The sequence below is a fragment of the Fervidicoccus sp. genome (assembly GCF_049967375.1).
GTDB classification, from domain to species: Archaea; Thermoproteota; Thermoprotei_A; order Sulfolobales; family Fervidicoccaceae; genus Fervidicoccus; species Fervidicoccus fontis.
In genome coordinates, this window is the sequence record NZ_JBMFSV010000005.1 from 1 (window position 1) to 26,769 (window position 26,769).

The 26,769-nt window shown below is 36.2% G+C and carries 26 protein-coding genes and 1 tRNA gene; 14 read left to right on the forward strand and 13 right to left on the reverse strand.

The window, feature by feature from the left end; all coding sequences use genetic code 11:
* Positions 1–454 precede the first annotated feature (454 nt).
* Positions 455–877, reverse strand: coding sequence for a hypothetical protein (locus tag ACP5SL_RS01635; RefSeq protein ID WP_193803719.1), 423 nt, complete (start codon positions 875–877; stop codon positions 455–457).
* Between the two features lie 210 nt (positions 878–1,087).
* On the opposite strand from ACP5SL_RS01635, the gene ACP5SL_RS01640 reads away from it, so the two are divergent.
* The 5 genes from ACP5SL_RS01640 (at position 1,088) to ACP5SL_RS01660 (ending at position 6,649) form a co-directional block, all read left to right on the forward strand.
* Positions 1,088–1,678 carry a UbiX family flavin prenyltransferase gene (locus ACP5SL_RS01640; protein WP_014557883.1) on the forward strand — a complete coding sequence of 197 codons (591 nt, stop codon included), beginning with the start codon at positions 1,088–1,090 and terminating at the stop codon, positions 1,676–1,678.
* A gap of 59 nt (positions 1,679–1,737) precedes the next feature.
* Positions 1,738–3,213 carry an ABC transporter substrate-binding protein gene (locus ACP5SL_RS01645; protein ID WP_014557882.1) on the forward strand — a complete coding sequence of 492 codons (1,476 nt, stop codon included), beginning with the start codon at positions 1,738–1,740 and terminating at the stop codon, positions 3,211–3,213.
* A gap of 2 nt (positions 3,214–3,215) precedes the next feature.
* Positions 3,216–5,030: an ABC transporter permease gene (locus tag ACP5SL_RS01650; RefSeq protein ID WP_014557881.1), complete on the forward strand. Its 1,815-nt coding sequence runs from the start codon at positions 3,216–3,218 to the stop codon at positions 5,028–5,030.
* 4 nt (positions 5,031–5,034) lie between these two features.
* Positions 5,035–6,111 carry an ABC transporter ATP-binding protein gene (locus ACP5SL_RS01655; RefSeq protein WP_428228088.1) on the forward strand — a complete coding sequence of 359 codons (1,077 nt, stop codon included), beginning with the start codon at positions 5,035–5,037 and terminating at the stop codon, positions 6,109–6,111.
* 73 nt (positions 6,112–6,184) lie between these two features.
* Positions 6,185–6,649, forward strand: coding sequence for a hypothetical protein (locus ACP5SL_RS01660; RefSeq protein ID WP_272985686.1), 465 nt, complete (start codon positions 6,185–6,187; stop codon positions 6,647–6,649).
* Between the two features lie 176 nt (positions 6,650–6,825).
* Here ACP5SL_RS01660 and ACP5SL_RS01665 read toward each other — a convergent pair.
* Positions 6,826–6,908 (reverse strand) — tRNA-Leu (locus tag ACP5SL_RS01665).
* Between the two features lie 172 nt (positions 6,909–7,080).
* Between ACP5SL_RS01665 and ACP5SL_RS01670 the strand changes: the two genes are divergently transcribed.
* Positions 7,081–8,187: a DUF1512 domain-containing protein gene (locus ACP5SL_RS01670; protein ID WP_428228089.1), complete on the forward strand. Its 1,107-nt coding sequence runs from the start codon at positions 7,081–7,083 to the stop codon at positions 8,185–8,187.
* A 27-nt stretch (positions 8,188–8,214) separates the two neighbouring features.
* Positions 8,215–8,520, forward strand: coding sequence for a hypothetical protein (locus ACP5SL_RS01675; RefSeq protein WP_148683614.1), 306 nt, complete (start codon positions 8,215–8,217; stop codon positions 8,518–8,520).
* 48 nt (positions 8,521–8,568) lie between these two features.
* On the opposite strand, the gene ACP5SL_RS01680 is transcribed toward ACP5SL_RS01675, so the two are convergent.
* Both ACP5SL_RS01680 and ACP5SL_RS01685 read right to left on the reverse strand, forming a co-directional pair.
* Positions 8,569–9,186 (reverse strand): hypothetical protein, encoded by a 618-nt coding sequence (locus tag ACP5SL_RS01680; RefSeq protein ID WP_148683613.1) that lies wholly within the window; start codon positions 9,184–9,186, stop codon positions 8,569–8,571.
* 23 nt (positions 9,187–9,209) lie between these two features.
* The gene (locus ACP5SL_RS01685; RefSeq protein WP_158308307.1) at positions 9,210–9,818 is read right to left on the reverse strand and encodes a metallophosphoesterase family protein; all 609 of its coding nucleotides are present in this window, start codon (positions 9,816–9,818) and stop codon (positions 9,210–9,212) included.
* A gap of 107 nt (positions 9,819–9,925) precedes the next feature.
* Here ACP5SL_RS01685 and ACP5SL_RS01690 point away from each other — a divergent pair, with 107 nt between their 5' ends.
* Positions 9,926–10,204: a 30S ribosomal protein S25e gene (locus ACP5SL_RS01690; RefSeq protein ID WP_148683612.1), complete on the forward strand. Its 279-nt coding sequence runs from the start codon at positions 9,926–9,928 to the stop codon at positions 10,202–10,204.
* Between the two features lie 220 nt (positions 10,205–10,424).
* Complete coding sequence (locus ACP5SL_RS01695) at positions 10,425–10,787, forward strand: hypothetical protein (protein WP_148683611.1); 363 nt, start codon at positions 10,425–10,427, stop codon at positions 10,785–10,787.
* A gap of 8 nt (positions 10,788–10,795) precedes the next feature.
* Here the strand turns inward: ACP5SL_RS01695 and ACP5SL_RS01700 are convergent, their stop codons facing one another.
* A complete protein-coding gene (locus tag ACP5SL_RS01700) occupies positions 10,796–11,926 on the reverse strand; it encodes a M24 family metallopeptidase (protein ID WP_014557872.1) in 1,131 nt (376 codons plus the stop codon).
* 193 nt (positions 11,927–12,119) lie between these two features.
* On the opposite strand from ACP5SL_RS01700, the gene ACP5SL_RS01705 reads away from it, so the two are divergent.
* Complete coding sequence (locus tag ACP5SL_RS01705) at positions 12,120–13,535, forward strand: acetate--CoA ligase family protein (RefSeq protein WP_428228090.1); 1,416 nt, start codon at positions 12,120–12,122, stop codon at positions 13,533–13,535.
* On the opposite strand, the gene ACP5SL_RS01710 is transcribed toward ACP5SL_RS01705, so the two are convergent.
* The 7 genes from ACP5SL_RS01710 to ACP5SL_RS01740 form a co-directional block, all read right to left on the reverse strand.
* Positions 13,532–14,404: a TatD family hydrolase gene (locus tag ACP5SL_RS01710; RefSeq protein ID WP_014557870.1), complete on the reverse strand. Its 873-nt coding sequence runs from the start codon at positions 14,402–14,404 to the stop codon at positions 13,532–13,534. The two genes, ACP5SL_RS01705 and ACP5SL_RS01710, sit on opposite strands and share 4 nt — an antisense overlap.
* Entirely contained in the window at positions 14,401–15,216 is an 816-nt protein-coding gene (locus ACP5SL_RS01715; protein WP_014557869.1) for an NAD+ synthase, read from the reverse strand. The genes ACP5SL_RS01710 and ACP5SL_RS01715 overlap by 4 nt, the downstream gene beginning before the upstream one ends.
* A 44-nt stretch (positions 15,217–15,260) precedes the next feature.
* Positions 15,261–15,443 (reverse strand): hypothetical protein, encoded by a 183-nt coding sequence (locus ACP5SL_RS01720; protein ID WP_014557868.1) that lies wholly within the window; start codon positions 15,441–15,443, stop codon positions 15,261–15,263.
* Positions 15,444–15,453: 10 nt separating this feature from the next.
* Positions 15,454–15,753: a glutaredoxin family protein gene (locus tag ACP5SL_RS01725; RefSeq protein WP_014557867.1), complete on the reverse strand. Its 300-nt coding sequence runs from the start codon at positions 15,751–15,753 to the stop codon at positions 15,454–15,456.
* A 374-nt stretch (positions 15,754–16,127) separates the two neighbouring features.
* Positions 16,128–16,715, reverse strand: a complete 588-nt coding sequence (locus ACP5SL_RS01730) for a methyltransferase domain-containing protein (RefSeq protein ID WP_014557866.1) — start codon at positions 16,713–16,715, stop codon at positions 16,128–16,130.
* 56 nt (positions 16,716–16,771) lie between these two features.
* Positions 16,772–18,046 (reverse strand): hypothetical protein, encoded by a 1,275-nt coding sequence (locus tag ACP5SL_RS01735; protein WP_428228091.1) that lies wholly within the window; start codon positions 18,044–18,046, stop codon positions 16,772–16,774.
* A 92-nt stretch (positions 18,047–18,138) separates the two neighbouring features.
* A complete protein-coding gene (locus tag ACP5SL_RS01740; protein ID WP_428228092.1) occupies positions 18,139–19,413 on the reverse strand; it encodes a Glu/Leu/Phe/Val family dehydrogenase in 1,275 nt (424 codons plus the stop codon).
* A gap of 282 nt (positions 19,414–19,695) precedes the next feature.
* On the opposite strand from ACP5SL_RS01740, the gene ACP5SL_RS01745 reads away from it, so the two are divergent.
* A complete protein-coding gene (locus tag ACP5SL_RS01745) occupies positions 19,696–20,652 on the forward strand; it encodes a sodium:calcium antiporter (RefSeq protein ID WP_428228093.1) in 957 nt (318 codons plus the stop codon).
* 362 nt (positions 20,653–21,014) lie between these two features.
* On the opposite strand, the gene albA is transcribed toward ACP5SL_RS01745, so the two are convergent.
* Positions 21,015–21,311 (reverse strand): DNA-binding protein Alba, encoded by a 297-nt coding sequence (albA, locus tag ACP5SL_RS01750; RefSeq protein WP_148683609.1) that lies wholly within the window; start codon positions 21,309–21,311, stop codon positions 21,015–21,017.
* Between the two features lie 482 nt (positions 21,312–21,793).
* Between albA and cysS the strand changes: the two genes are divergently transcribed.
* The 3 genes from cysS (at position 21,794) to ACP5SL_RS01765 (ending at position 26,642) form a co-directional block, all read left to right on the forward strand.
* The gene (gene cysS, locus ACP5SL_RS01755) at positions 21,794–23,221 is read left to right on the forward strand and encodes a cysteine--tRNA ligase (RefSeq protein ID WP_428228094.1); all 1,428 of its coding nucleotides are present in this window, start codon (positions 21,794–21,796) and stop codon (positions 23,219–23,221) included.
* 11 nt (positions 23,222–23,232) lie between these two features.
* Entirely contained in the window at positions 23,233–24,003 is a 771-nt protein-coding gene (locus tag ACP5SL_RS01760; protein WP_428228095.1) for a class I SAM-dependent methyltransferase, read from the forward strand.
* 233 nt (positions 24,004–24,236) lie between these two features.
* The gene (locus ACP5SL_RS01765) at positions 24,237–26,642 is read left to right on the forward strand and encodes a plasma-membrane proton-efflux P-type ATPase (protein ID WP_428228096.1); all 2,406 of its coding nucleotides are present in this window, start codon (positions 24,237–24,239) and stop codon (positions 26,640–26,642) included.
* Positions 26,643–26,769 lie beyond the last annotated feature (127 nt).

Below are 26,769 nucleotides of genomic sequence, written 5' to 3' on the forward strand. Positions count from 1 at the left end.
GGAAGAGCTCTTTTCCCTTCACAGAGCAGCTCAACTCTAGAATTCAAATGCGGAGAGATTTATAAATAGCAAAAAAAACATTAACATCAAAATATAAACATAATATAAAAAAACAAAACAGCTTGTCTAGGCTCTTCATTGCTTAGCTCTGTACGTGCATTTCTCATCATACTTATGTCATATTCTAAAGAGACACATCTAAATTTAGGATATTGTTCCAGCATCTATTAAATCTTAAATCATTCATTTGCTGGGTATAAAAATTAACTTTTATCATAGGTAATTATTATGTATTTAATCGTTTATAGTATATGTCTAAATTAATTACCAACAAGATATTAAATTTAAAAAGATAAGCATTATGATACCTGTTACAAATATCAAGGATTTTCGCTTTAATGGACAAAATCAAAGTTGCACCATTAAAAACTAGAAGATATTCAACAAATTCGATTCAACTGTTTACTGGTACTTGAATTTCGTATTCATTACTGCTAATTTCAACAACTTTTGGAAAAACGACATTTTGATTTAAGCTAAATGGCACATTTGAGATTTGTATAACCTTTGTTTCTCCAGGTGAGAGAGTTAAATTTATTCCGTTTAATGTAGCGATGGTTTCATTGCGAGTGTTTATGAAAATTACATCGAACGTTTCTACAGATTCTTTATTATCTTCATTTTTTATTTGAATAGCTATAGAATCGCTGTTCACGCTATAGCATAATACAAACAAATTTTCTGAATTGAAGGTTGTATTTTGGACAATTGTTGATAGATTGCCGGTTGCTTGAGATGCATATATAATTGAAGCTAAAATTAATGAGGCTAGTATCAGGGGCAAAAACAAAAATTTTACATGTGTCTGGCATGTCATAGTTTTATACCTATTTATGTATTATTTTTATTTTTTAACATTATAAATGTTTCATTTATACTTGTTATTTTCCAAGCAGTTTTTTCCAAAAATAGTTTCTTTTCAGTATTACGCTTTTAGGCCGAGACAATAAATGAATAGAGTTTTTATTTTGGAAAACAATTGAATTTAATTACTTGCTTAATTAATGTTAATTTGTGAGGAAGAAATATGAAGAGAATAGTAGTTGCGCTTACCGGAGCAAGCGGAATTATATATGGAAAAAAACTGATAGAAGTATTAGTTGAAAAAAGTTACAATATGGAAATTATTTATACAGAACATGCAAATCTCGTTTCTAAGCTGGAAGAGGGGGTTTCTCTAGAGGAATTTCTTGTAGGTATTTCAAAAAAACATAGTGATAAAATAAAAATCTATAAGGAAAAAGACTTCATGAGCCCTTTAGCTAGTTCTAGCAATATAGGAGACGCTATGGTTATAGTTCCATGTAGCGTGAAAACTCTATCCCAAATTTCATATGGGATTTCTGATAATCTTGTAGTTAGAGCAGCATTAGCTTTTCTCAGGATGAAAAAGAAATTGGTTGTTGTGCCGAGAGAAACTCCTTTGGGCTTGATAGAACTTAATGCGATGGTCGAGCTGGCAAAGGCTGGTGCTATTATACTTCCTGCAATGCCTGCTTTCTATCATAAGCCTAAGGGCATAGACGATATCGTGAATTTTATAGTAGGAAAGATCCTAGATGCGTTGGGAATCGAGAACGACCTCTATGAAAGGTGGGGGAAAGAAAACAGCTTTTAGCTTTGAGTTAAAAAGATTTAAAAGGAAATTTTTACTTATTTTTAATTTAGTGGTTAAATATGAACAAGAAAGCAATTTCTACTCTAGCAGTTGTGGGCATAATAATAATACTAATTGTTATAGGAGTTGCAGCATATTACGCATATGAGTCAAGTAAAGGTACGAGCACTACAACAACTACAACTGCAATTACTCAGACTAATACTTCTGCAAGCGGAGTGACTCTTACTATTCTTACAAGGCATCCGAGTGTTATCACCGATTTAGCGAGAAGCACCTTCTTGAACTCTTCTATAGCTAAGCAATACAACATCGTAGACCTCCAATTTTTATCAGTCCCAGAAAACTTATGGGCATCTACGGCTACTGCTAAGAACGTTGATGTTGGGTGGGGAGGGGGACCTACGCTTTTTGATTCGATGTATTCATACAATCTGTTGGCGCCTTTAAACACAACTATTGCCCTTAATGCGGCAAGCCAAATTCCAAATTCTATTGCAGGAGTGCCGATGAAGAGGGTAGACAGCAATGGAAACATATACTGGGTAGCCGCTGCTATTTCATCTTTTGGATTTACTGTTAATACTCAACTCGCAAAGCAGTATGGTCTACCTATACCTCAAAGCTGGCAGGATCTAGCTTCATTAAACTTCGCTAGAGTTTATGCCGAAACAGGAAATGCTCCTCTTGCAATGGCAGATCCAACCGTAAGCACAAGCAACGCGAGAATTTATGAGATAATTTTGACAAAATACGGCTGGGATCAAGGATGGAAGCTCCTTACCTTAATGGCTGCAAATGCATATATCTCATCCTCCGGATCTGCGAGCTCCGATGTAAGAGATTCAGTAATTAGAGGAGAAAGGGTTGTCGGAATAACGATCGACTTTTACGGATATATTGCTCAGTATCAGAATCCTTCCTGTGTCTACATCGCTCCTGCTAATGAGACTATTATCAACGGAGATCCGATAGCTCTATTCGCCACTTCAAAGCATCCAACAGAGGCACAGGCCTTTATTGCCTGGGTGCTCACCGATGGACAGCAGATATGGTTGAATCCAAATGTTAATAGATTGCCTGCAAATCCAGCAGTCTTTAACACATCAGCTGGGCAAGCAAGACAGGATCTATATAAGGTTTATCAGTCAATACTCCATACACAATCAATTAATTTCAATGACTCTCTTGTTTTAAGCTATGAAAATGTGACATTGAGCTACTTTAAGGCCGTTTTAGTCAACCCCAATCAAGCATTGCAGCAGGCATGGCTTGCACTTGTCAACGCATATATCAATGGAAGAATTAATATAACAACATTTATGAACCTAGAGAATCAGCTTACATCGCCAATAGTATTCACAGATCCCATTACCGGCAATCAAACCACATTTACAATGAATGAAGCAATACAGCTTAACAGTGCGGTCCAGTCAGGCAAAGTTGACATTAACTCTTTGATGAACACCTGGACGAATTTAGCGACGCAGAAGTATACAAATGTCTTGCAAGAAGTGAGACAACTAGGAGGATAAAGTTGAATATTGACTTTAAAGGCTTCAGGAGCCTGAAGTTTGAGCTAGACAGGCTCCTGATTTCACAAATATTTTTTTCATATTCTTATCTTATTTTGTTCATGATTCTACCAATAGTTTCAATTTTTGCTTCTGTGAGAAATTTCAACTTTAGCCTCTTTCTCCAGCCTCAATATATAAATTTGCATCCTATAGGCACTGCAATATCTGTAAATAAATTCGGTTCAACAACTTTCATAAAGATAAGTGGTGTTTCATATGGAATTATACTGAATTCTATAATTATTGCGATCTTTGTGACTGTGATTTCCATATTTATAGGGTTACTTGTGGCATTTGTACTTGCAAGATATTCTTTTCCTCTTAAAACTTTGCTCAGAATACTAGCAATTGTCCCTCTTCTGATGACTCCCTTCATTAATACGTATGTAATGAAGAAGTTTATAGGTCCCAGCTTTGGAGTAAATACTTTGAGCTGGATTCTTTCTCATATTTTAAATCAAGATGTAAGGCTCTCTTTTAGCGATATCGCAGGTATAATTATAGCACAAGCGATAACTTTTTACCCAATAGTTTACCTCAACGTATACTCTTCAATGATGAACATAGATCCTTCGCTAGAAGAGCAGGCCGAAAATCTGGGAGCAAAGGGTTTTAAGCTATTTAGGAGCGTGACATTTCCGTTGAGCTTTCCTGGATTGGCTGCAGGTGCGGTTCTGGTTTTTATATTCAGTATAGAAGATGTCGGTGCCCCCTTAATATTTGGCTTCAGAGACGTCCTTTCATATCAAATATATTCGTACTTTCAAGGCATGAGCGTCGGCATTGGAAATCCGGTAGCTGGAGCATTGGCATTGACCATGTTGCTTATATCTTTAGTCCTTTTTATAAGCATCAGAAGGCAGGTAAGTTTAAGACAGTATGCAATGGTTAGTAAAGGAGGAAGGGCAGCACCGAGGGAAAGAAAATTGAGATTGAAAGGAAAGATTTTAGTATATTTGTTTGTTTTTCCCCTTGTTTTGGTTACAATTTCACCTCAAATAGGTGTTGCGATGCTCGCTTTTAGCAAGCAATGGTCCCAGTCACCTCTTCCTCAAGGCTTCACACTAAACTACTTCTTCCAGCTTTTTTCTATACCGGGAGTTTATCGAGGTATAATAAATAGCTTAGTATACTCCACTGCTGCGGTCGCAATTATAATTTTGTTAGGGCTCAGTATAAGCTATGTGGTTGCGCGAGTTAAGCTCCCAGGTATATCTCTGTTAGACTACCTTTCAACAATCGCTTTAGCAATACCTGGCTTAGTTGTAGCGTTTGGTTATTTCTTCTTTTTCCATGACGTGTTCCCAAACACCCTCTTGGATCCCATATATAATCCTGCAATACCGCTTATCCTTGCTTATTCAGTAAGAAGATTACCATTTACTTCTAGGAGCATTTATGCAGGACTACAACAAACGCATTTGTCATTGGAAGAAGCAAGCATTAACCTTGGGGCCAGCAGAGCTAGAACTTTAGCTTCAATAGTAATCCCACTTATAATTTTAAATATTACAAGTGGTGCTATGATAACTTTCGTTTATTGTATGGGTGAAACAAGCGTGAGCATTACTATAGGTGGCCTAGGGGGAGATGTTTCGAGCCCCAATCATAAGGGTCCTATAACTATGGTGATGCTTGATCTGATTGTAAGCGGAAGGATAGATGGAACTAATTTAGCCGCCGCATTAGGAGTTCTTTTAATGCTTCTTCAAATAATTGTTATCATAATTATTACACTAGTTTTCAAGCAGAGCTATGCTTTCATTGGGGTGTAAGTGAGTGGTCAAAGTAGAACTGAAAGAGCTGAAGAAAACTTACGAAAAGTCGAAGGTCATAGCAGTAGATAACTTAAACTTAACTATTAACGAGGGGGAATTCTTCACTCTCCTTGGACCTAGCGGTTGCGGAAAGACTACGACCTTGAGGCTGATTGCTGGCTTTGAAATTCCTGACGAAGGAAAGATATTTTTTGGAGATGAAGATGTAACATATAAAAAGCCTTATGAAAGAGGTACTGCAATGGTATTTCAAAACTACGCTCTTTGGCCCCATATGACCGTATTCGAAAATGTGGCTTATGGGCTGAAGGTCAGAAAAGTTTCTAAAGAAGAGATAAATAAGAGGGTTACAGAAGTTTTGGAGCTGGTGAAGCTTAAGGGAATGGAAAAGAGGTACCCGAATCAGCTTTCTGGAGGTCAGCAACAAAGAGTTGCACTCGCTAGAGCTTTAGTAATTAAGCCTAGGCTTTTGCTTCTTGATGAGCCATTAAGTAATTTGGATGCTAAGTTGAGGGTTGAAATGAGAGAGGAAATAAAGAGAATACAGAGAGAGCTAAAAATAACGACGATATATGTCACTCACGATCAAGAAGAGGCAATGAGCATTTCCGATAGGCTAGCTGTAATGAATGCCGGAAAGGTACTGCAGGTAGGGACTCCAGAAGAAGTATACTTTAGTCCAAAGAATATATTTGTCGCCTCTTTCTTTGGAAAGCCTAATATCATTGAAGCAATATATGAAGGCGATGATATTGCATCTTTAGATAAAGGAACAAAAATTAAGATCTCTAAAGCTGAGGAGGGCGTGACATTTGTTAAAGGAGAAAGGATAAGGATACTAATAAGGCCTGAACATATCATTCCATATGAGAGGAAGGAAAAAATTTCCGAATTCAACATTGTTAAGGGAAAAGTGGTATTTAAGATGTTTACAGGAACGATGCAGGAGTTAAAAATAGAAATCGGTGAAAATGTATTCTTATATACATTGATTCCTTCTGATTATAAATTAGAAATTGGAGATACTGTAGGTCTTCAGATCCCAGTCGAGAGAACTCTTGCTTTCAAGGCGGATTGAAGGTGCTTTTTCAATTAAAAGTTTTTTATTTACTTGAGAAGATAAATTAATATTATAAGGAGATGTCTGTGGTTTGAAGAGGCTTTTACTTCCTCCAAGAATTAAAGTTCTTGAAGCCCTATCTACTATTGGAGATAAAAGGATAAATATAATAGACGATAAGAATGCAATTGTAAAATCTTCTGATGGCACTAGAGAATATAAGGTATACCTCGACTTGGAAAAGAAGATAGCAAATTCAAATGATAATGGAACTTTCTATAAAGGATATATGGGTTATCCGATAGTTTCATTTTTGATGCTAAAGGGTATTGTGCCATATAAAGAAGATGTCGCTGAACTACTGAAGGGGATTCAATGGAAAACGCTCAATGAAAAGTACAAAAGCTATAAAATAGTGGAAAATATAATCAAAAGGAGCTACAAGCAGAAAGGTAGGGATCCAAGAGAACTAGACCAAATAATGGATTCTGTTATGGAGGCATTAAAAAATCTAGAACTATATACAGAGACCGAAAACCCTCAAACAGGGAACTAAGAGCGGTAATACGGATTTAAATTTTAGATTTTAACCATTATCCGATAAATCATTATTCATATAATAGACTTGATCAGGAAAATCGTCAGTTTTATTCTTAATTATATTACAAATTTAATTTAAATTTAAAATTCTAAGAAGCAACTCATGTAGTTAACTCCATAGCAAAAGAAAGATGCGGGGGGTGGGATTTGAACCCACGCTGGCCTGCGCCAACGGATCTTGAGTCCGCCCCCTTGGTCCGCTCGGGCACCCCCGCCTTCTAAATATTTCATATTAGCAGAAAGTATTTTATTTTTTCCTATTAAGGCCCTCCAGAAAGCACTGTAATTTAGTTCATTTGGTTATAGCTATACTTGAAAAACATAATGATTAGTTTTATTAACGTATTGAAGAAAGTTTTTAGTAAAAGAGTAGAGAGTGTAATAGATTTGTCCTCAACAATTACTGACTGGATCAATGCAATATCCCAGCTTGCGTTTTTAATAGTATTCTTACTTCTATTTTTGGGATTTAACCAAAGGTTCCAGATATATATTTCCTCGAGAAATATTAAGCTTAAACTTAATATATTGGAAAAAATGGCGCTTGATTCACAGAATAAAACTATAAACTTCCTTAAAGGTTTAGGGTTGGAGAAGCCTGAGCCTGTCGTTGAGAGGGGTATCAACTACTTTGTAATCGATCCAGTAAACGTAGAACCTACGGACATAATTAAGAGAATGGATATTTTATTTAAGACGAGAGAGGATAGAATAGAAGGATTGCTCGAACAAGTAGTCCCAAAGGCAAGCAAAGTTGAAAAGAGCATTGCAGTTACAGCTCTGGAAATCGCATCTGCCTTAACGCTTGTGTTTAAATATGTAAGACATTATTTAATAACTGGACAGAAGACAAACAATTGGATACTTATTATGCAACTGGAAATGATCTTGCCAATGCTCATTAAGCAGGCTGAAGCATATAGTAAGGCGTTAGATGTATTTTTAGAAGGAAAGCCTGTAGGAGATGGCGCAGGTCCATTAACGGTATTTAAACTAGCAGGACCGAATGCACAGCCTGTTGAAATCGTGAAAGATACCGTTTACTTTGAGACAATCATTGAGAATAGGAAAGCTTATCTAATAAAGGCAAGTGGTCCCGAAAGCAACGTTGGGCATCCTGGCTTCGCTGTTGAGTCCTTATTGAATAAGCTGGTTAATGAGGAGGACAAAAAAGTCGGTATGATAATAACTGTAGATGCAGCTCTAAAGCTTGAGGGAGAGCCTACTGGAGAGGTAACGGAGGGAGCAGGAGCGGCTATAGGAGACGTAGGTCCTGAAAAGATCAGGATAGAAAGGGCAGCTGCTAATTATGGCATTCCGCTCCATGCAATAATAGTTAAAATGAGCATGGAAGAAGCAATTTTAACTATGAAGAAGGAAATAGTCGATGCTATAGATAAAGTTACAGAGAGAATTAAGGAGCTAGTTAAAAATATACCGGAAGACAGCATAATAATAATTGCAGGTATAGGAAACAGCTGTGGAATAAGATAATGAGGTTGAATACAGATGGTATTCGCGATGCAATTTTCTAGCGGGACATCAATTTTTTCTCCAGAAGTACAAGGTATACTTACACTTGTGCTCCTCGCGGCGACTCTCGCTTTATTTTACTATGCGATGATTCAGATGTCACCTAAAAAAACTCAGGAAGAGGTCGAAGTAAAAACCGTAATAACATGCACTAGCACAGGGCAAACAACCGAAAGGGCTTTCCAGAAAGGAGATTATGTAGGGAAAATTTTAGGAGAATGTGAAAACAGTGGTCAGAGCGTCATAACTAGTATTTTTGAAGTTAAAAAGGAAATAAATAAAAGCAAAAAGTAGAAATATCTTCAATAGTTTTTACTAAAAATCAGTTTCGGTTGGTTCGGATTACAAGATACTTTTTAAGAAGTCGATTGGGCTCAAGTTAAGTTTTAAATCTGCGAACTTATCAACTTCGCTATTTTCCTGGTTTATCTCAACTATGTAAATGCCTCCAAAATTTTTCGCGATCCAAGGTAAATAAGACCCAGGAGAAATTATATCCACTTTTCCTAATACTAATAATAGCTCAGAGGACATTATTGACCTTATAGAGCTATAAATGATTTTTTCCTCATCACCTCTTGAAAAAACAGGTATTATCCTTTTACCTCTGCATTTTTCAATTTTATTTAAATTATCCTTAGTAATCTCTATCATCTCTTTATCGCTTTCACATTTCAACTCATAGAACCTTCCATGAATGTAAATAGCAATGTTTTCAGGCCATATCCATCCTGCTGGAGTAAGCTCTACTATTCTATTTACCTTATAATTTTGAACGAGCTCGGATAAGAGACCTACTTTCTCCTTATCATAATACTCAAAAAGGTCATTGAAGCAAATTGCAGAATTTTGTTCCGAAGGATTCAACACAAAATCTATACAACTATTTGGCATATATATCGATGATACTACGCTCAAAACTTTTCCCTTTAGATGATCTTTTATATTAGTTGGATTCAAATAGCCCACCACTCTTCGTGTTTCTAAACGATTTTTTTGATTTCAGCCTTTCTGTTTTTTATATCTACAATAGCAAAATTTCCATGCATTAGAGAACCTGCATTTACCACCAAAGTATCTCCTATGTAATCTATTCCAGGCGACTCATGAACATGTCCGTGAAGGTGAGCCAGTGGGGAGTATTTTTCGTCTATTTCTGTTAGCTCTGGCAAACCTATATGTATCCCTCCAAATGATACATCCGTATTTTGTGTAATTGGAGGGTGGTGGGAAACGATCACAAGGTTCCTCTTCTCTTTCATTTCTTCGAGTTTTTTCAGAGCATAGGTATACGAAGAGTAAAAGTTCTGCCCACCAATGCCTAAAAAGTAATATTCTCCCAGCTTTACGAGCTTAGAGTCAATGTTATAGCTTTTCTCTGTAAATATCTTTATTAACCCGACATCATCCATGTTTCCGGGAACGAAAAGTATTTTATCAGATAGCTTCTCTAACAGATCAACTATCTCTCCGTCGCATTCTAAATCTCCATGTACAATTGCAATTTCATATTCTAATTCATCTCTCAATTCTAAAAGTCTTTTTAAATTCTTTAAAGAACAGTGTATGTCGCCTATCTGAAGCAATTTCATCCATTTCACACTCATTAATAAAGCTAAATTCTTATTTGAATTTTTTATTTCTTAAAAACTAATAAACCCACATTGTTTTATTATAAGATAAAAAGGTGATCAATGCTATGCCAAAAAAGAGAGAGGGAGGAGAGGAAAAGCCTAAAGCAAGAACTATGACAGAGCAAGCTGAAATGAATGTTTCCGTTCCAGATGAGCTATTAAAGAGAGCGGAGAGGGAATTGAAGCAAGTCGAATATATAACTCCATTTATGCTATCTCAGAAACTCAGCGTTTCAATAAGCACATCTAAGAAGATACTGAAAATGCTCGCCGAAAAAGGCACTCTTAAGACAATAGTCCAGAATCGTAGAGCTCCCATATATGTTCCTGCAGATAAGGTTTAAATAGAAGTTTTAGAGATTTGTATTTATTTATAATTTAAAAACTTGTTAAAAACTTTTTAAAAAAATGATAACCTTTATAAATAAAAAGATTTCATTATAATTAATTGCTGTCAAATATGAAGTAAAGTTTTGCGCAAAAATATACACAGTATATAAAAAATATGAAAAAAACATATATAAGAGAGTATATATAAATTTAATTAAAAGGAGGGTGAGAAAAATGAAGCTAAAAGAAATATATGAAGATGAGGAAGTCGTAGTTGAGGTTGGCCCTCACGACGACGAGATTCCAGAGCTCATAATGGATCTCTTCAAGAAGAAACAGAGACCACTTACATGGCAACAACTGAGAGAGCATTTTAGTGCTATAATAGGTGAGGACAGACTTAGAAGGGCACTTAGGCAGTTAGTAAGCGAAGAAAGACTTGTGCAATTGAATAGGACAACCTATGCAGATCCTGAGACGCTGACGCCAGAAATAATTGAGGAGCTGGAAAACAAGAGAAGGATCTCTTCAACTAGAGCTAGAAATTACATTTATGATGCGATGAAAAAGAAAAGTATCAATGGAGAGAAAAACTAAATATATTTTTAACGCTGTATAACGAATTCTAATGAGTTCAATGGAATAGCCCCATTCTTTCCAACAATAACTGTATTCTCTAACCTAAAGCCAATTTTTTCGGGGAAATAAATTCCTGGCTCTATTGCCACTACTTCATTTTCCATAAATACCTCGTTACTAGTCGGTCCTATGTTGGGAGCCTCATGCACATCAATACCAACTCCATGTCCTAATGAATGAATAAAATACTTTTCCAATCCATATTTTTTTAGAATATTTCTTGCAATACCGTCTATTTCTTTAGCACCTGCACCAGTTTTTAAGGCATCGAGGGAAGAGAAGTATGCTTCTTCAAGCAATTCTATATATTTTTTGAATTCCCCCTTTTCAGGTATAATAGTTCTCGTCATATCTGAAGCATAGCCTCCAAATTTAGCGCCGGTGTCTATAAGAAGGATATCATCCGCCTTCAATTCTCTATTTCCGCTAATGGCATGGGGGTTTGAAGCGTTTTCTGTTATAGCTACAATTGGGTCGAAAGCTAAATATTCAGCACCAGATTTATAAAGTTGGCATATATGCTCACTATAAATTTCTTTTTCCCTCATTCCATTCCTTAGATTTTCAATCGTTTGTGAAAGAGCTTTCTCTGTGATCTCGACTGCTTTTTTAATTAGGTCTATCTCTTCAGGAAGCTTAGTCCTCCTAACTCTGATCATTTCGTCGTTTATTTGAACGACAGATTTAACTTTAGATTTTATATTGCTATCACTGCTCTTATTTAAATCTAAATCGATACCTATTTTGTCGCTTTCTATTAAAAACTTGGCTACCGCTTCATTTATGCTTCCTATGAATTTTTCTACCCCTTCTTCTAGTCCGAAATCATATCTAGTTACCCCTATAACCCTGAAATATCCTCCAAAAAGTTTCTTGATCTTCCAATTTTCCATAAATGGAATGATAATCGTATGCTCCTTATTGACGAAGTCTAAAATTGCAGCTCCGCTTAATTCTAAGCCTGTTAAGTAACGGATATTTGTGTCGTTCATTAAAACTATCTTACTAATCCCTTTCTCCTGGGCTATTTCTTCGATCTTTTTCAGTTTTTTAAGAAATATGTCTCTCTCATAAATAGAACTGCTTATTTTTCTCACCTCATGATGCAGTAAAAGATAACAAATAATTTTTAATATTTTTTCAATATAACCTTTTTTTAATGATGACTTGTCTTTGATAAACTACTTGAACTGAAAATTTAATAATTTAAAAATACTATTGATACTAGTTAGTTATTTAATCCCTTTTAATTTTTATTTTAAAATGTAAAATACCAATGAGGAGATATCAATGTCAAATAATAATAACGATAACTTGATAATCGAAAAACTGTTTAAGCCAAAATCTATAGCAGTAGTCGGAGCTAGTAGGAATTTGGAGAAAATAGGAGGAGTTATTCTGTCAAATTTAGTGAAAAATAAATTCAATGGAAAAATATATGCTGTCAACCCTTCAGCTAAGGAAATATTGGGAGTTCCATCTTACCCATCTCTCTTGGATATACCTGATGAGGTAGAACATATAGTTGTCGCCATACCTGCAGAGAAAGTGCCAGAGATTATAGAAGAAGCTGGGAAAAAAGGAGTAAAGGTAGCAACAATTATAGCATCTGGATTTAAGGAAGTAGGAAGGGCTGACTTAGAAGAAAAAGTCGTTAATATTGCGAAAAAGTACGGAATAAGAATTTTAGGTCCTAACGTTTTCGGTGTAGTTTATACTCCTATGAACCTTAATGCAACATTCGGTGCCGAGCATATTCATAAGGGAAAAATTGCGTTTTTGACGCAGAGTGGAGCTTTAGGAATAGCTTTAATGCATTGGACTTCAATGGAAAAGATCGGCCTATCTTCTATAGTGAGTATGGGGAACATGGCAGATATAGATGCAATTGATCTGGCGAAGTTCTTTGAGAAAGACGAGAACACAAAGGTTATAGGTCTTTACCTTGAAGGATTGGGAACTGGGAAGGGACATGAGTTTATAGAAGTATTCAGCGAGATTACAAAGAAAAAGCCTGTTATTGCGCTGAAGGCAGGAAGATCGGAGAGGGGAACGAGAGCAGTTGCGAGCCATACAGGAAGTTTAGCAGGAAGCGATGCTGTTTATGATTCAGCATTAAAGCAAGCGGGTGTGCTTAGAGCAAGCGATGTAGAGCAGCTTTTCAATTGGGCAAAGATGATGGCATTTTCGGAGAGCTTTGAAATTAACGGAAAGGGTTTTGTCATTATTACCAATGGAGGAGGGATGGGAGTAATGGCTACCGATGCTTCAGAGTTTAATGGTCTACCGCTCTTGGAAGTTCCTGAAGAGCTGAAGAAAGAATTTAGAAAGACCATGCCATGGTTCGGATCTCCTAACAATCCGATAGATTTAACTGGACAGTCAAATGTCCAGAACTACATAGAGGCTATAAAGGTCGCTCTAGAAAGCGAATTAGTTTCAGGAATTACAGTCATGTACGGCGAAGTTGCATTTCTCGATCCAGTTGAATTGGCAAACGGCATAGCGAAGACATTGAAGGAATACAATAAGAGCAGGAAGCCTGTAAACGTTGTGATGCTAGGGGGAGAAAAGACAAAGATGGGAACAGAGATCCTTGAGGAAAACGGCGTTCCAGTATATCCAATACCAGAAAAGGCAATAAGCTCGATGGCAGCATTGTATAAGTATTCAAAAATTATAGGGAAGGCTAATCTGAAAATCTAATATTTTACATCAAAAAAACTTTCAACATTATCAATATTAATTTTTTCTAAGAAATATTTGCTTACGTCTCCTTTTTCCAGGAGAGATAGCTGGATGTCTGGAAGATTCCAAGGATATGTGATCCTCCCTCCCTCTTTCTTAGAGTCTACGTAGTCACTTTCAATAAGTACATATTCAGGGTTTCTTATTGTAGTAAAAAGGGATTTCAAGCCCTCTATGATTCCCGGATAAGTCGTCCATACCCTCCTGTTTTTTGCTTCTTCAACAATGCTTGAGGTAGCATGATGTATCAAGAACTGGTCACTTTTTAAACCGGTTTTGTATGCTAAAGAAGCGATATTTTCTACGGTAAATCCCTTTATGTTTTCCAAATGCAGTTGAATCTTGCATCCATAGTCTTTTGCGAACGTAAAGGAGCTCTCCAAAATTTCCTGAGTTATAACAGCAACGTCCATCCTGATCTTGTAGTGTTGCCTTCCAATTTCCCCGATTCCATCCAATAACCCTTCTTTGCACATATCGAAAATTTTCTCGATTGTTTTTAATGCGAAATCTCTCACCTTTAATGTAGGGAGCCCATACTCTGCAAGCTTGTCAATTTCTGCTGGGTGGATCCCGGCGAAACATTTTACCTTCAAACCAGTTTCAGTTGCGGATTTGCAATCTCTCATATGAAGGTTGACCAGCTTAAGATACTCGTCAACATCAAAAATATAAGAATCAGAGTAATCCCAAGCCGGATTATTTAAAAATGCTATAAACCATCCGTTATTTTCCCTGAACTTTTCCGCGATCTTCTTCGCTCCTATTCCCTTTATAGGATTGTTGTGAGCATGAGAATCTGAAAAAATGAGTTTTTCCTCATTCATTCTCTAACACCTGATACGGTGCAAGAATTAAGTGGTATTCTCTTATGAGAGTTCTTTAAAATTGTATTCCAAATATTTTCTACATCAGATTTTTCAATGTTCAGCATTTTGCTTACGTTTTCTACAGTCTCCTGCTTCTCTACCAATAGAAAAATTATTTTGTCCAGAATTGAATAGTCATATTTTAACTCATCAGTAGCTTTCTGCCCAGGCCATAGTCCAGGGCTACTCGGCTTATAAGAGATTTTTTCCGGCACCCCGAGGTAAAGAGCAAGTTGCCTAACTTGTGTTTTATAAAGATTTGCGATGGGATAAATGTCTCCAGCTCCGTCACCCCACTTCGTAAAATACCCGAGAAGATATTCGCTTTTATCGCTAGTTGCAGCAACTAAGTAATTGTTTTTGTTTGCAAAATAATAGAGGATCATCATTCTGGCTCTTGCCTTTAAATTACCTTTAGCTTTCTTATCAGCCGTTTCGTAACTTTCTCCAAAGAGATCAAGAGCAGATCTTACCACATTGGTTATATCTAAAACGCTATATTTTATTCCTAATTTTTCAGCAATGTAAATAGCATCATTGATATCTTCCAAATTGCTTTCAATTTCTGGCATTATTAGACCAAAAACCTTTTCTCTCCCTACAGATCTTACAAGCATATATAATGTGACAGTTGAATCTAGTCCGCCGCTCAATCCGATTACATATCCAGAAGCATTGCTTCTTTCTAAATAATTTTTTATGCAAGAACTGATTGCCCCATCCACTTTTATGTAATCCATTTTTTCCAAAAATGCAAAGTCATCTGACATCTAGAACCACTTGTAAAAGTCTTTTTAAGATGATATGTAATTTTTCACTTCCTCTCTTTAAGCTTTTCACTATACTCTTTTCCTTTACTTTTCAGCAGATGTTCAAACTCGTTTAGTGTACTTTGGAAGAGGTCATCTATTTCTTCACTTGCATTTTTGTACTTTTCATCTAGAATCTTTATTTTTTCCTCGATCCAAACTTCTTTTTCTTTGCCCTTTTCTGCCATTTTCCAATACCTATGTTTTTTGTTTATCATTAATAGCATATATTTTTATACTCTTTCTAAGCTCTTCAATAAATCTTTCATAGCTTTTAGGGCATCCGATCAAGATCGATTCGGTTTTTTTATCTAATATTAATGGAAGAAGAGCCTCTCCGTCCTCATAAAAGAGAACCTCCTCAATATTAGCATCATCACAATTGCTAATTTCTACATACTCAAACTCTATTCCTGCTTTTTTGAGAAATAAAAAAGCTCTTTCACAAGGACTGCAGCCTTTTAAACCGTAAACAACAAGCTTTCTTTTTTCTTCCATCTCTACATCTCTCTATCATTATTTTTTTAAAAAAAATAATATTTTTAAGGATCAATGGGCATAAGAATGTAACTTTGATTCTATCCAGAAAAGTTTTCTTTTTAATTAATGTAATGTTTTCAAAGAATTGTCTATGAGATAAAATAACAAGGGGTTCAGGTCTCATATAAGTTCATAGATCAATATCATCCCATCATTTCTATTCCCCTGCATCCCTTCTTGGTTCTGCATGTGGCTTTGGAGCTTTCACGCGCACAGTATTCGAGGAATATATTCTCTATCTCAAATCAGATAATCAATATCAGTCCCTATAAACCTTTATGAAACTCAAAACACTTTGTCTAGGCTTTTTTGAAATATCTATACATTCATTTCTAATTGTCACGATAATCAGTGTTTAAGTTTTCTATAAGGATCATAAATGTTTCTCCACTTTTTTGCATTACGACTTTAACCCCTTGTGGAAGCTCTTTTACTATATCGCTAGGTCTTTTCCTTATTCTTCCCTCTAACAGGTCAAGAAAGAATATGTGTGGATATGTCTTGTCTATGTCAATCAGCACAATTTTTTTGCTGTATTTTTTTGCTTCAGTAAGTGAGTTTTTCCAAGAATTTGAGTAGAAAATAGAGTTTATGAAAAAAGAGCAGTCAAAAAAGAATCCCTCGCGAAATGGTAGGCTATCCATGGAGGATCTTATATATTCTCTTTTATCATCTTTATCAAAAATGTTCAAAACATCAACTCCAATATACATTTCAAAGTTGTCTAGTATTTTACCAAAATTTCCTTTACCGCAACCGATATCGAGAATCTTACGACAATTGTTCAGCTCTGCTTCATTTTTTGCTATTCTGTATTCTTCAAATTTTGGGCTAGCAGGATATATTCTGTAAATCAGAGAGAGGTAAATATAGAGAAGCTTTCTTCTAACATCAGATAGAAAAAGTCTTACCCTTTTCAATGATCATCACATAATCTTTTTCTGCAATTTTATTAAATTAAAAAAGCGTTGATTAGCTAGATAGGTCTTATTGCTAAAACTATCAATAAGAGTCCAGCTATTATAAAGACCAACTCTCTCACAATAGCAACTTTTCTTTCATTAACCTTTTTCAATGTAAGCACTATAATTTCAAGGAGTATTAGGAGAGGGGCAACAAATATTATATCATATATAAGTAGATATAATATTTTTGTCAGCATTCCGCTTACAGTAGATAGTAGCAAAATAAAAACTATATATGGTCCTGCAGAGCATGGTATGAGTGAAATTGATAAAATTAGACCGAGAATGTAGTGCAACGCAGGACTTTTATTCATCCAGCTCTTTATGTTTAAGAAGGACTTATTATTTTTACCCTCATTTTCTTTACATATTATACAGTTCCTTTCCTGAGTTAAATAAGAATATGCGGAATATATTATCAATATAATTCCGTAAAATGCTAAAATGTATCTAGCAATTGTTGAGGGTAAAGTCCCTAAAGATGATATTACCTTCAGAAGTCCTAGCCCAAGAGCTAAATAGCCTGTGAATATTCCTAATGCAAATCCAAGGCCTGAAATTGCTGCTCGCTTTCTCGATTTATTTACTGCTATTGTAACTATTAGCAAGCTATATACAGATATTATACAAATGTTAACGGCATCACTAGCAGCCAAAGAGACTAGAGTTGCAATGAAAGAATTACCCGAATATTGGTATGAATTAGGAATTGTAGTATTTGTAATCGAAGTTGTAGTGTTAGCGGGCGCAGTTGTCGTATTCGTTAGAGTCGATGTTGTAGTAAATGTGACGTTTTGTCCTAGGATGAATCTATAGATGATATACTCTTGTTGTTGTGTATTTGCATTTACATACCCTGCTAAAACTTCACCTGTATCAGTTGCTACATAAACGGGAAAGCCTGTTTGATTTGGGGGTGAGGAAAGGAACAAATTCCAAAATGTGGTATTTTCAACATCTCCAATAACGATTGCAAGCAAATTGGTATTATTATATATCACAAAAGTTTGAGGAACGGATAAAGGCATGCCAGAGAATCTAATCCAATTTGCAAAATTTGTCAGACATGTGGTGGTGTTTGATGATATATCGCAGAAATAGTAGTTCTGAGAAAAAGTAGTATTAAAGAAAGAAATCTGATGCATGCAATAAGGACATCCCGTTTCTCCATAAACGAAAAATTTAACATAAGAGGAAGTCTGTTCAGCATGCATTATGCTTGCTGTAGCTGTCAGAAAAATCAAGGAGAGCAATGCTATGGCAACTAATAATTCCTTTTTTTCCAAAAACAATAACCTCATTTGTACTCTTTTTTAGCCGAAAGACAATCCTTTTTAAAAAGAAAAAAGTTAATAAAAATTTAAAAAAGATTGAAAAATTAGATCCATCCTCTGAGCTTCATTGCAGTGTAAACTCTTTCTACCGCAAGAGCGAATGCTGCATCTCTCATAGTAACTAATCTCTCTGGATATCTCTCTCTTAGTTTATTCCAGTATGTGTTAGTCCTATTGAAGTTGTTGCTCATTATTGAGCTAAGTTTCTGCCTAGTTTCTTCCTCATCCCAGAAGTACCACTGCAAGTTCTCCACCCACTCGAGGTAAGACATTATTACTCCTCCTGCATTTGCAAGAATGTCTGGAATTACTGCAACGAAATCCTTTCTTGAATAGAGAATCTTTTCTGCATCAGGAGTTGTTGGACCGTTTGCACCTTCGACGATAAGTTTAGCTTTTATGTTCTTAGCTTTTTCGGCCGTTATAACATTTTCTAAGCTACATGGAAGCAATATGTCAACATCTGTATATAGTATTGTATCAGGATCGTTGGATTTTTGACCTCTTGGATAGTTTCTTACATCTTTTAAGATCTCTGGAGATTTTAAAGCGAGTTCCACATCAATTCCCTCTGGGTCATATACGCTTCCATATGCATTACTAATAGCTATAACTTTTGCTCCGAACTTTGAAATCCAGTAGGCTGCATAGCTACCAACATTTCCGAAGCCATGCACTGCAACTTTCTTGCCTTTTAATCCTCCCATCCATAGGTCTGCCGCTTCTTTTGCCATAACAGCAACTCCATATCCAGTAGAATAAATTCTCACGGGGTTGCCCCAAAGCTCTGGCGGTTTTGCAGTAAATACAGCTGGCACGTTCCTTCCAGCTAATTTGCTATATTCGTCTACCATCCAAGCCATTGTCTGTGGATTAGTATTAACGTCAGGTGCTGGTATATCCTCTTCTGGACCGATTAATTTGTAAATCCCTCTAACATACGTTCTGCTTAAAGCTTCAAGCTCCCTCATGCTGAGCTTAGAAGGATCAACCTTTACTGCGCCTTTGCCTCCTCCATAAGGAATTCCCGCAAGAGAGTTCTTAAGTGTCATGCCAAGAGCTAGCGCCATGTCGGTCTCCAATGTAACTTCTGGATGATATCTTATTCCTCCTTTATAAGGTCCAAGCGCATTGTTGTACTGGACTCTATAACCTTCGAACACTTGTAGTTTGCCATTGTCAAGTCTTAATGGAATCTTAACTTGAATAATTCTATCTGGCTTGCTTAGGTAGTCAAAAACCTCGCTAGGTAATCCAGCAAGGTTTACTGCTTCTTTTAAAACTCCTAATTCCCATTCAAAATAATTTGACAAATTCATCACCTTTAAACACGATAAATTTTTTCGCAATGTATTATTTTTTTATTTTGGGTTAAAAAAATTTTTGTTTACTAAAAAACGTTATAATACCATTTATTTAAAATCATAGTAATTTATATTTTTTTTAGATATGATTGTTTTATTTTTTCTTGTAGTTGTTTCTTTTTTTATCTTATAGCTTTGTTTTAAAAATTTTTAAAGAAGTTATTTTTGTTCATTATTAATTTCATTCTCAACGTTAACTTTTTATTCTTTCAGAAAAATAAAAAAGAGAGAGCAAAATTGATTAACGGAAGCTCAGTTTGGACGATTGCAGAGACGAGCATAGGAGTCCTAGTTTCTATATATGCAGGCATGCTTGTAGAACAACTTGTAGACTGGATCAGCTGGAGGTTTAAGAAGTCATCTATAGGAATATCAATGATATTGGCTCCCATATTTACTTCTGCACCTGAGCTTGCTATTCTCCTCATCGCTTTATTTGAGGGAAAGTATAGAATTTTTTGGGGATCGATAGTTTCCCAGCCATTTATGGCCAGCACGATTGTATATCCGGTAATTGTCATCGCTGCTTTTTTAGGATACTATTTGGGAAAGAGAAGTAGCAGAATCTTGCATGTGGACAGAAGCGTCGCAATCCCTTTATTAATATTTACACTTCCTCTGCTTCCAATAATTTTTCTCCATCCTGAAAAATATGGATTGTTAGGGAGAATTTACGGTGTAGCTCTTCTTTTAATTTATTTCGTCTATGCTAAAAAATCTCTTAAGACGAGTGAAGTGGAAGTCGAGAGAAGGAATCTCTCTTTGAAGAATTCCATACTGCAGGTATTTGTGTCAATAGTGCTTTTGTATGCGGGTGGTGAGCTCATAGTAAATGGAATTTTTTCTTTGGGGCAGGAATATGGATTAGATCAGAGTGCGCTTTCAGTGATCATTACACCGTTAGCTGGGATTATCCCAGAATTTATAGTAGGGCTTATTTTTGTAATTAAAGGAAGGGATAGCGAAGGGATTAGCGTGATAATCGGCGAAAAAGCATTATTCGGAACCTTTTATCCAGCTATAGCACTTATTTTGAATATATATGAATTATCTTATTCATCCATATCAGCTTTGGCAATCGCGCTGATTATTTCTCCAATAGAAGCTATAGCTATTTATTTTGGCTATTTTGGAGTTACTGCTCCAATAGGACTAGCGGGATATATTTGGTACGTGATTGATGTCCTTTTTTAGTATTAAAAGCCAGATGAATCTATTATCTCTTGACTATGTTATATTTCTAAGAGTAACAGAGCATTGTGAGCTACCCCGCCATTAAATGGCGGAGCTTCCAGCGCTTAGCTGAGGGTTTTGCGCCTCCGCCCTTCTCTGAAGGTTCGGGAGGCTCACTGCTCCCCCATCTCATGCATCTCATTAATGTATGGGATATATTAAACATCCTTCATAGCGGGGAACATCCCAAATTCATTTTGTGAAGAAATATTTAAAACTTTACCCCATCCCCGCTTAAAGACGAGGTTTTCATTTATTAAGACTTTGGGTTGTTAAAAATATAAAAAACAAAAAACTGTATTTTTAGTCTTTATTTTTCGTGCTTATTTTCTTCCTAGTTTTAATGTAATTTCTATTGTGCTGACTCTGCTTGTTCTATCCTGTCCTTGAACTACTTGGCTTCCTATTTTTATGTCTTTTACTTCTACTTTTTCTGCTAGTAGTTTATTTCTTATTATTTCTACAGCGTCTACAGCTTTGCTAATAGCCCTCCCTCTTGCTTTTACTATTACCTCGTCAACGCCTTGGTTGAGGAGGGCTAATACAGCCATTACGTAGTTCATAACTGGTTTTTTACCAACTAATATTACATTACTTGGGGTAGTTCCTTGGGTTGCCATGTTTTCCACCTTTTTAATATTTTCCGTTTTAGGAATTTTTGTATTCCAACAATTTACTGACGGTTCCGAGCTAACCCCTAAGGTTAGCTCTGTCATCACTCTTGTTTGAATTTATTTAATTCTGACATTTATAAGTCTTTACTACTTTTTAAACTTATTCTTTTAAATTTTGAACAATTTAACCTTCTGAAGATCTTGGTTATTGTATTATCGAGAAAGTTTAGCAAAGCCAGAAATAGCATTAATCTTTTCCGAGGTATATAGCCCCAAGATGACAAATCATTGCGCAAGACCTAAACCTTAAGGACAGGGAAGAAGTGAGAATCATTCAAAAGAATAGCGGGTTTCCAAACAAATTTAGGAATGTTTCCATATCAAATGAATGAAGAAACTTTTTATAAACAACTTTTCTATCTACAAAATATAAAGATTAATTATTTTAGCTTTGGAAAAAAATTTCTTACGAGGACTGTTCAAAATTGATGCCGAAAATCAAGATTTATAATACCTTGACCAGACAGATCGAAGAGTTCGTTTCGAGTGAAGAAGGAATTGTGAAAATGTACGTGTGCGGTCCAACAGTATACGATTACTCCCATATCGGTCATGCCCGAACTTATATTTCTTTTGATGCGATTAAAAAGTACTTCCAGCTAAGAGGCTACAAGGTGATTCATGTCCAAAACATAACAGATATTGATGATAAGATAATAAAAAGGGCGAATCAGGAGGGAAAGAGCTGGAAGGAGATCGCAGATTTCTATACAGAAGATTATATAAATGCCATAGAGAAACTGAGAATTGAGCCAGACATTCTTCCAAGGGTTACGCATCATATTGAAGATATTATTGATGCTGTGAAAAGGCTGATAGAAAAGGGATATGCATATGAGTCAAACGGAAGCGTGTATTTTGATGTGAGCAAATATGATGCTTACGGAGAGCTTTCAAAGAAGACAGGTGGAGAAAATTGGAGGCAGGAAGAGGAAGTTATAAAGGAAAAGAAAAATCCCTTCGATTTTGCATTGTGGAAGAAGATGAAGGAAGGAGAGCCATATTGGGAGAGCCCTTGGGGATATGGCAGACCAGGATGGCATATAGAATGCAGTGTAATGTCTTCTAAATACTTAGGAGTTCCTATAGACATACATGGAGGGGGAGGAGACCTCATCTTTCCTCATCACGAGAACGAGAGGGCGCAGTCTGAAGCGCTCTTCGGGATTAAACCGTGGGTAAGATACTGGTTACATACAGGCATGCTGACTATAAGAGGAGAAAAAATGAGCAAAAGCTTAGGTAACATTGTATTCCTGAAAGATCTACTATCTAAATACAAACCTGAAGTTATAAGGCTATGGGTTCTCAGCGCCCACTATAGAAATCAGATAGAATTTAACGAAGAATTATTAAGGCAGGCAGAAGCAAACTATAAGAGGATCACTACTGCCTACATCGAAATCGAAAATCAGATGAAAAGCGCTAAACCTAGATTTTCTCTGAGCAAGGAAGAGATCGAAACTATGAATGAAATTATAAATCTGCACAGGGAGTTCCATCGCGCTATGAGCGAGGATTTTAACACTACTTTGGCATTTAAGTATTGGATGGAGGCAACAAGCATTTACTACAAAAAAGTCAGTAATAGTGAAAATTTGAGCCTCCTTCAGTCTTTAAAGTTTCTATTCGATGAGATAGATAGAGTCTTCGACATTCTTCCTCAAAAAGTTAGGAGTGAAGGAGAGTCTGAGCTCGCTGAAAGCCTCATAAGGCTTTTAATCGACGTAAGGAAAGCGCTCAGAGAAAAAGGCAACTATGAGCTAGCGGACAAAATAAGAAGTGAGCTTGGGAATATCGGGATACAGCTAATGGATAAGGGAAGCGAAACAAAGTACTTAGTTACAAGAAAATAAGAATGGTGCGAGTGAAAACGCCAATCAATTCAGAAAATGATAATGCTTTTTGGAAGGAGATAATTTTATCTCTAAGTGAAATAGTTGGAGTATATGAGAAGGCAAACAACATAATGAGCCTATTCACTCTTAAGTACGTAAGAGAGAAGTTTTTTCAATTCGTTTTTGAAAACATTGAAGACGGAAAAGCGCTAAGAATATTGGATGCAGGCACAGGACCAGGGACTTCTCTTGTATATATCTTGAAAAAAAGCGGAAAGGAGCATTACTGCATTGGACTAGATCCTTTGCCGGAGATGATCAACACATCTAGAAAGAACTTCATTGATTTAGATAATGTAGACTTTGTAAGGGGGGTTTTCGAGCACCTTCCTTTTAGAGAAGATACTTTTGACTTGGAAGTTTCATCTTTTGCATATAGAGACGCAATAAATTATCTTTCTGTGGCTCTCGAACTAAGCAGAACTCTGAAGAGAAGCGGTCAATTATTTATATTAGATTTGAATAAGCCCTATGAAAAAAGGATCATTGCTAACTTTATGGAGAAAATTTACATGTCAATATTCCCAATTTTTGCTGGAACGATTCTCATGGGAAAAAATGGCTTTGAACTTTACAGAATCCTGAAGAAGACATACATTAGACTTCCATCAAGCGCAGAAATTTACCTCATTTTTAAGAAAGTTTTCAAGCATTGTAAGTATTATGTGATGTTACATGGTGCTGTTATGCTTCTCCATCTAAAAGAACCTATCCGAATTTCTTCTCAACATAAAGGTTGAGTTTAGCTTCAAACCTTTTAAAGGATATATTTGCTTTTCTTGAAGAATTTAATACATAGAATTTTTCAGTTTGGAGGCCAGAAGATTTTTAAAACTGGTAGCCTCGTTTTGAAAAAGCGAGTAAGAGGTCGACCTACAGATAATAAAACAGATAATAAAAATATTATTTTGGCGTATTTCTAAAAGAAAATGAATTTAAAGATTGCTAACAGCTATACAAGGGGTGTGCTTTTTTGAAAACAATCGCTTACAAGGAAATGGATATTGAAAAGGTGCTAGAAGAATTAAAGACAAGCAGGAATGGTTTAAGCGAGGAAGAAGCTAAGAACAGGCTGAAAATCTACGGGAGAAACTCGATTGAGGAAAAGAGAGAAAATCCAATAGTAGAATTCTTGAAGAAGTTTTATGGTCCAATGCCTTGGCTTCTTGAAATAGCAATTGTTCTATCAATATTAATAGAGCACTATTTGGAAGCGGCAATAATAGCGGCTCTCCTAGTTGTAAATGCAGTAATAGGATATAGGCACTCGGTAAATAGTAGAAGGGCAGTTGAACTTTTAAAATCCAAGTTAAAGATAAAGTCTAAGGTACTGAGGGATGGTAGTTGGAAAGAAATTGATGCGAGTGAAATAGTCCCGGGAGATATAATAGTAGTGGGTTTGGGGGATGTTGTGCCTGCTGATTGCAAAGTAATTGAAGGAGAGCTCTCAGTAGATCAGTCAGCTTTAACTGGTGAATCGTTGCCTGTTGAGGTTTCCGCTGGAGGAATAATTTTTTCCAGTTCGTTGATAAAAAGGGGAAAAGCCGTATGTGTTGTAGTGAATACTGGAAAGAATACGTATTTTGGAAAAACTGTCGAGCTTGTAAAAATCGCTCACCCCAAATCTCACCAGCAGGAAGTTTTACTCTCTGTTACAAAAGCTATGATGATATTTGGAGTTATAGCTATGGCAATAGCTACTGCCTACGCAATTATAGCTCATGTCAAAAATGATATTATATCTATATTGACTTTTGATGTTGGAATACTTATGGCATGCGTGCCAGTTGCGTTGCCAGCGGTCATGACTATAATTCAGGCAGTAGGAGCTATGAGGCTAGCATCAGAAAACGTTTTAGTCACTAGACTTGATACAGTTGAAGATGCAGCTTCAGTGGATGTGATAGCCCTAGACAAGACCGGAACAATTACAATGAACAAGCTCTCAGTAGTTGATGTAGTTCCACTCAAGGGTCATAGCGAGAAAGAAGTTCTAGAAGCAGCTCTCATCGCTTCAAGTGAAGAAGGAGGAGATGCAATCGATCAGACTGTCATTGATTACGCTCAAAAGAAAGGTATCAGCAGGAACAATTACACAGTTGTGAAATTCATACCTTTCGATCCTGCTTTGAAAAGGGCAGAAGCTATTGCGAAAATCGATGGGAGAGAAGTCAGGTTTACAAAAGGAGCACCACAAGTTATACTTCAACTGTGTGGTTATGAAAATGGCTCCAAAGAAATAGAAGAAAAAATCAGGGAGATGTCAGAAAAGGGATATAGGACCCTTCTGGTAGCACGAAAAGATGAAAGTTCCGATGGAAAATATGAGCCTTTAGGAATTATGGCTTTAGCTGATCCTCCCAGACCGGATTCCATGAAACTGATTGAGGAACTTAAAAGCCTTCAAATAAGACCAAAAATGATAACTGGAGACAGTGTGCTTATTGCAAAGCAAATTGCTAAGGAGGTGGGCATAGGAGATAAGATCTTTTCCATGGGCGAAATTAAGGGGAAGAATGAAGATGAGATGAAGAAAATAATTGAAGAAGCTGATGGATTTGCAGAGGTATATCCTGAGGACAAATATACTATAGTAAAAACACTGCAGGAAAACGGTCACATTGTGGGAATGACAGGAGATGGTGTTAATGATGCACCTGCGCTGAAGCAGGCAGAGGTGGGCATCGCTGTAAGCAACGCATCGGATGCAGCTAAGGCAGCTGCAAGCCTTGTTCTTCTAGAGCCGGGTTTAAAGGGAATTGTAGAAGCTATAAAGGTGAGCAGGCAAAGCTACCAGAGAGCACTAACATGGGTCATAAATAAAACAATTAAGGTCCTTCAATACGTTATGTTGATGACTGTCGGCTTTATATTGTTTAAATATGACATTATTACTCTTTTCGGAGTAGCACTGATACTTTTTGCGAATGATTTTACGACGATTTCTATAGCAACTGATAATGTAATATCTACTATAAACCCAAATAAGTGGAATGTAAAGAATATAACGCTTTCGTCTTCAGTTATAGGTATCCTCTTATTCATAGAGGGAATGCTAGGAATATTCATAGCGAGGGATTATTTCCACTTCTCTCTAAGCAAAATTCAGTCGTTTGTACTACTGATAGTGATATTCTCGAGCCAATTCAACGTCCTCTTAGTAAGAGAGAGAAGGCATTTTTGGTCCTCTATGCCTGGAAAAGCTCTATTGATATCCACGTCTTCAGTGCTGGTAATTTTCACGATAATTGGTGCGCTGGGAATAATAATAGAGCCCGTTGGTTTGAAAGCTTCACTGTTTGCTCTCGTCTATTCTGCAGTGTTTACATTAGCTTTAGACCCGGTTAAATGTTATGTGTTCAGAAAAGCTGGTCTCTAAACTTCTAATTGTTATAAATTTTGGATTTTTCATTTAATTTTAGCTTTCAAGTTTTACCTCTTTTTTAAAGCACTTAATAATAAAGCCAGCTTTTATATTATGCTTTTGTAAGTAGCTTTAAATCTCT